Annotated in this window: 9 protein-coding genes; all 9 read right to left on the bottom strand. The window is 33.4% G+C overall.

Translation table 11 applies throughout. The features are described from left to right. Positions 1 to 74 precede the first annotated feature (74 nt). Entirely contained in the window at positions 75 to 215 is a 141-nt protein-coding gene (locus DRF57_RS23785) for a hypothetical protein (protein ID WP_156126124.1), read from the bottom strand. Positions 216 to 346: 131 nt separating this feature from the next. Then, complete coding sequence (locus DRF57_RS23210; RefSeq protein WP_115921112.1) at positions 347 to 616, bottom strand: immunity protein Imm33 domain-containing protein; 270 nt, start codon at positions 614 to 616, stop codon at positions 347 to 349. Between the two features lies 1 nt (position 617). After that, positions 618 to 1,241 (bottom strand): HNH endonuclease family protein, encoded by a 624-nt coding sequence (locus tag DRF57_RS23205; RefSeq protein WP_123863380.1) that lies wholly within the window; start codon positions 1,239 to 1,241, stop codon positions 618 to 620. Between the two features lie 161 nt (positions 1,242 to 1,402). Further along, positions 1,403 to 1,987, bottom strand: coding sequence for an SMI1/KNR4 family protein (locus DRF57_RS23200; protein ID WP_115921110.1), 585 nt, complete (start codon positions 1,985 to 1,987; stop codon positions 1,403 to 1,405). Positions 1,988 to 2,001: 14 nt separating this feature from the next. After that, a complete protein-coding gene (locus tag DRF57_RS23195; protein WP_115921109.1) occupies positions 2,002 to 2,742 on the bottom strand; it encodes a hypothetical protein in 741 nt (246 codons plus the stop codon). 2 nt (positions 2,743 to 2,744) lie between these two features. Beyond that, positions 2,745 to 3,680, bottom strand: a complete 936-nt coding sequence (locus tag DRF57_RS24155) for an RHS repeat-associated core domain-containing protein (protein WP_228450443.1) — start codon at positions 3,678 to 3,680, stop codon at positions 2,745 to 2,747. Between the two features lie 133 nt (positions 3,681 to 3,813). Next, the gene (locus DRF57_RS23185) at positions 3,814 to 4,233 is read right to left on the bottom strand and encodes a hypothetical protein (RefSeq protein WP_115921107.1); all 420 of its coding nucleotides are present in this window, start codon (positions 4,231 to 4,233) and stop codon (positions 3,814 to 3,816) included. Positions 4,234 to 4,252: 19 nt separating this feature from the next. Next, entirely contained in the window at positions 4,253 to 4,738 is a 486-nt protein-coding gene (locus DRF57_RS23180) for an ankyrin repeat domain-containing protein (RefSeq protein ID WP_115921106.1), read from the bottom strand. Then, positions 4,725 to 5,802, bottom strand: a 1,078-nt coding sequence (locus DRF57_RS23175) for a GH-E family nuclease (protein ID WP_241508046.1), incomplete at its 5' end; no start/stop codon positions are given. The genes DRF57_RS23180 and DRF57_RS23175, both read right to left, overlap by 14 nt.

Raw genomic sequence — 5,802 nt, 5'->3', positions numbered from 1 at the left:
ACCATCGCTCGAGTTTGCAAGCCCTAAATTTTGGAACTTATAAATAAGTTCATTAATTTCTTTATTATACATGATTAATCTATTTTACGATTTTTTAATGGACCCGTTGTTTCATTTCTAAAATTTCCGTTATGTCTGTCCAAATGCTCTTTTTGTGTCACAAACTCAATATTATTAGGGTCTCCCGCTTTATCAGGATGATGTTTAGAAGACATTTTTCAGGAAAAAGACATAGACACATTCAATATTAATAGAAAATCAGTCATTTAATGGTAGTTTGTTGTATTAATAGGCAGGTGGATTCCCACCTGCCATAATTTATTTGCATTATTTAATGTCTGGAACATTACCTTCTCCATGGAGTATCAGTATTTTCTCTGTGAGCTTCTGCACCCAATGGTAAATCTGCCACATCTAAAATTGTTTTATCAATTGAAATAATTTCCTCAAGTGAAACTATACGAAAATCTTTATCCTCCAGATTAGTTTCTTCACCAGAAAATTGCCAACTTCCATCATCCTCATAATGGAATACATATAAGATTGGAGATTTTCCTTCTAAAACAAATTTTGTAGTTATCACCGCTGTATTTAGATCCTCTTTAAATGTCTTCATATTATTTATTTGATTTTTTTATGTTTTCTTCTTTTGATAATACCTGCATATTTCTATTACTATTTGAACCTTCTTTCGAACGGGCTTTTATATGATCTATTTCAGCCTGATTCATATCTGCCTTTTGTCCTTTACCAATTTTTTTAGGCATGTTTAAAACCCTTCCATCTCCGTCACTAATAAGTTGGCCATTATTTTGTCTCATATTTTCGGCTAAAATTCTTTTTCTCTGTGCAGAGGTTGTTTTTAAGCCATCACCTATTGTTTTAGGTTCTTTCAAATGTGAATACTTTGCAGCTGTTTTTATTTCTTCGACGGCCTTAATAGCAGGAGCTTTTCCCCCTTGTGTCATAAGAACACCTTCAGGACCTCCAAAGGCTGCCAGTCCTATCGTCGCTAAATCAAAAGCACCATTAACAGCTTTCTCTTTAAAAGATTCTTTTGGAACACCTGTGCGCAAAGTTAACCCGTCGTCATCATCAACAACATATTTACTTCTTACGGCATCATTGGTAAGAACGTTAATGGTTCGTGCTATGTTATTTGCTACCGCAGCTCTTACACTACTAGCCCCTCCCATAATAAACTCAGCAAACTCCATTGGGTCATTACCAGGAAGGCTCACTTCATTTACCTTCTTAGCCTCCAAACCTTCGAGCTCTCTTGCATCAACAATTCTGTTCTCAGAGAAATTATAATGTGACTGATAAGCATACTTTTCACTTAATGGGTCAACATTAAAAAAATTAGCGTATCATAATTAATACGCTAATTCGTTTTTAATATTTAATAGGGAAGCGTTGAAACATCCTCGTCAATTTCTCTTCCTTCATCATCAAATAAAGTATACAAACGTTTCAATTCAGACAATAACATTTCTTCAAAAGAATTCCAATGAACTTTAGATGTTGCATCATTCAGTTCACAGCAATGAACAATGTTAGTATCTTTATCTATGTATAAAAGTGATCCATCCCATTGATACCCACCAATAAAAAAGAAATTTTTCATTGCGTTTTCTGGTCTTTCATAGAGATTTGGTGTTAGAATAGAAAATGGTTGTCTAGAATTTGCTTTTGGATCACGAGTCAAATACCTTCTTAATCCATCTAAACTAAGAGTAGATGAGAGAAAATTACCACCATTACTATAATTCATTAAAAAATGTTTATAGCTTTCAGGAATAGAACTATTTAACTCTCTTTCAAGTGCAGCTATTTCTTCTTCTTTAACCTTTGGATAAATAATATTTAGCCAAGCTTTGGGCCCCTTAAATGGTGCTCTACCAATCATCATAGCCCCATCACTTGAACTATCCAATCCTAAATTTGAAAACTTATAAATAAGTTCATTAATTTCTTTATTATACATTACCCATACTACATTTACAATTTATAGGAAAGAATTTCTTTAATTTCCTTATCACCTAAAATTTGGTATTTGAATTGATTTGAATAAAGATCTTCTATATTAATAATTACTCTAGGACCATCTGAACTATCGGTTACAATGATTTCGTCATTCTCGATCAAAATATCTTTAAACATTTTCTCAAATAGAATTTCGTCCGGCTCGGTTTTCATAATGATTTCTCTAACAATCTCCTTTTTGCTTGAAATTTGATTTATGGTAATAATTAATTGAAAATAATTTGTCGTAAATTCACAAGACAATATTATTTGCAGGTTATGATTTTTGAAGTTTTTCTTTTTATGTAACCACTCATTTCTGCACCCTCCTTTTTTGAATTCTTTTAGTAGACTTAATAAAACGTCTACGGGGACTGATTTAAATTTATTCGCTTTTTTAAACCCTTCTTCAAATAATTCTAAATAATAATCGCACTTGTCGCTACCCTTAATTTTTTCATACTTTGACTTATCAAATAACAAATAAGTTTCAAGTACATCAAGTGCAACGATTTTTGTATCTTTTATTTTGTCAGGCAAAAGAGATATTGAGAGCATGTTAAAAGTTCCATCCGTCTGAAATTTATGTTTTCTTATTTCTTTGGATAGATAATTAGAAATGTATCTGGTATGCAATTGAAATTCATACCGCAGCTCATTATTCATTTTACTGTAATAATCATAATCTAATCCTAATGCTATGTATCTTAAATTCATATCTATGGTCTTTTATGGTATCTTGGATCTAATGTTGATCTATTTTTATTTGCATTTCTTTCTTCTGCTTCTAAAATATTCTTTCTTGCATTTGGACCTGCTGGCTCAGTCTTTATTATTCTTGAATCAACAACATCTTCACCCTCTGCTTTATTAATTTTATTGACCTGACTTGTAGCTCTATAAGATTTACCCGCCTGGGATACTTTTCCGCCACTAACACCCGTCTTAACAACATTATTATTTGAAGTAGTAAATATTTCGTATAAGTGTTGTGACTTCCCACTGAACTTTGAGTTTCCATTTACAGCCTTTGCAGCATCTTTTATTTCTTCGATGGCTTTTAAAGCCGGAGCTTTTCCCCCTTGTGTCATTAGAACGCCTTCGGGGCCTCCAAAGGCTGCCAGTCCTATCGTCGCTAAATCAAAAGCACCATTAACAGCTTTCTCTTTAAAAGATTCTTTTGGAACACCTATGCGCAAAGTTAACCCGCCGTCTTCATCAACAACATATTTATTTCTTACCGCATCATTCGTAAGAACGTTAATAGTTCGTGCTACGTTATTTGCTACCGCAGCTCTTACACTACTAGCCCCTCCCATAATAAACTCAGCAAACTCCATAGGGTCATTACCAGGAAGGCTCACTTTATTTACTTTCTTAGCCTCCAAACCTTCGAGCTCCCTTGCATCAACAACTCTGTTCTCAGAGAAATTATAATGAGACTGATAAGCATATTTTTCACTTAACGGATCTACATTAAAGAACCTACCCATCGCAGAATCATAATTTCTCCATCGGTAAGAACTCCATCCTGTTTCTGTCTGTTTCTCCTGTCCCTGAGAAGAATACTTATAGTTGGGAGATATTGAATTTGAAGTTCCTAAGTGATCTCCAAACTCTAACCCAAACGGATAATAATGGGTAGTTCTGTCAATTTTTACATTTCCGGAAGCATCTTTATAATACGCCAGTCTGATGTTTCCTACTTGATTGGTAAAGTGTTTTTATTAAATTTAGGGTATTAGTTTTTAATACCCTAAATAAACAACAAGTTTGTAAATTGATCTTTTATTGGGTTTTGCAAATTTCAGAAGAGAAAACATCTCCTTCAAATTGGGTCTCAATAATAGCACATTTTCCTTCTATCTTTTTGATTGTACAAAGATACCCACCATGAGAGTTAATATACTTGTCAGTTTCGTCATGCTGGCTTTTGGCAAGATCTAATGTTAATATAAATTGGCAGTCACTCTTCCATAATATTTTATAGTATCTATCCTTCCGTATCTTTTTATTTGTAGATAGATCAAAAACCTCTTCTTTCTGAAGGTCTTGGGATTTTTGTATGAGATACTTTTTATTTGTCTTTTTATTTATTAATGTAAACTTTCCATTTTTAAAATCTCTGCAAAATAGTTTTCCAGAAACAATTTCTTTTGGATTAGCCAGTAATAACAGAACAAAGGAAAATAATATTAGAAGCTTCATAATTTCTTTAGAACTATCGTTAAGAAGTAAGAATTTTAATCATTTCATCATCTCCAATTTGTTTTGCAAAATCTAAAGGAGATTTATTATTGTTATTTCTCGAATTTGGATCTGCACCAAATTCTTTTAATAATTTTACAATATTATAATAACCTCTAGCATTAAAGACTGCAACCCAAAGTGGATTATTACCATATTTATCATTCTTATTGATTTCGATAAGCTTATCGCCTAATAGCAATTTAGTTGATTCAAAATCATTATGAGCAGCGCTAAAGTGTAATGGAGTTTTTCCATTTTGATCAGAATGATTAATATCTATTTGACAATTTAGTAAGAACCTTACAATATCAATTGCTTCAAAGGCAATTGCTTCTTGCAGAAGATTTTCGCCAAAATCATTAATAAATTCATTAACATTAAAAGAGTTAATTTCACTCTCAACACTATCCAATTCGTTAAGTCTTACAAATTGAAAAACGTTATCTATTTTACTTTTTTTCATACTTATGACTTCTGTTTGCTGATTTTGATTCTGGTTGATAATTTTTCGCGTTCCTATATTCCTCTAAAAACTTTTCTTTTGAAATCTTACCATCCATATAATCTCTATGTAAATTTCTATATTCATGACCAGGTTTATGCCCCATGTCCCATGATCTTGGCTTTATTGTTTTATCCCATGTTAGCTCTTCACCTGTATTCGGATCATAAACTTTGTTATCTTTTTGTTTGCCACTTTCCCAAACTTCCTCCACTTGATCTTTTCCATAAGATGGGCGGCTTTTACTGTATAGTTTTTTTGCTGCTTTAGTTATAGCTTTTGCTTCTGCCTTTGCTTCCGCCTTTAATACTGTAGCAGCTGCTTTTACTTCTACTTTCGCTTGAGGAACCAGATTTAATGCTAATAACTTTCCTGCATCCTTCCTACTAGCAGGGTTACCATCAAGATCACGACCGGTAGCTATTGTATAAAGCTCCTCAATAGGAGTTACTAATTTAATAACAGCCATGAAAGCTGCGCTATTGGCCTCCTGATTCGCTTTCTCTGCACTCCATTGGACACCACCTTTTTGCTTCATGGCCATCCTGAAACGGAAATCTTCTCCTTCTAGGCCTTCTAGCTCAACATTATCAACAACTCTGTTCTCAGAGAAATTATAATGCGACTGGTAAGCATATTTTTCACTTAATGGGTCAACATTAAAGAACCTTCCCATTGCAGCATCATAATTTCTCCATCGGTAAGAACTCCATTTTGTCTCCCTTTGGTTTTCCTGTCCCTGGGAAGAATATCTATAATTCTGAGTAATTGAACCTGAGGTGCTTAATTCTCCTCCAAACTCTAGCCCGAAAGGATAATAATGGGTAGTTCTATCTACTTTCAGGTTTCCGGAAGCATCTTTATAATACGCCAGTCTGATGTTTCCTACCTGATCTGTATAGTTGTAAATATACTTATTTTGAATAAAATCATAATACCCTTCTGAAGTAGGCACAAAACTTAGGTCATTAAGCCAATATTGGAACCCATCCAGATAGTCTGTTGTCTCAACAGTTTCCATATTG

Origin of the sequence: Chryseobacterium rhizosphaerae (genome assembly GCF_003385455.1) — a bacterium.
In the GTDB taxonomy this organism is placed as follows: Bacteria; Bacteroidota; Bacteroidia; order Flavobacteriales; family Weeksellaceae; genus Chryseobacterium; species Chryseobacterium rhizosphaerae.
Note: the sequence above shows the minus strand (reverse complement) of the source record. Positions and strands in the feature narration are given on the sequence as shown.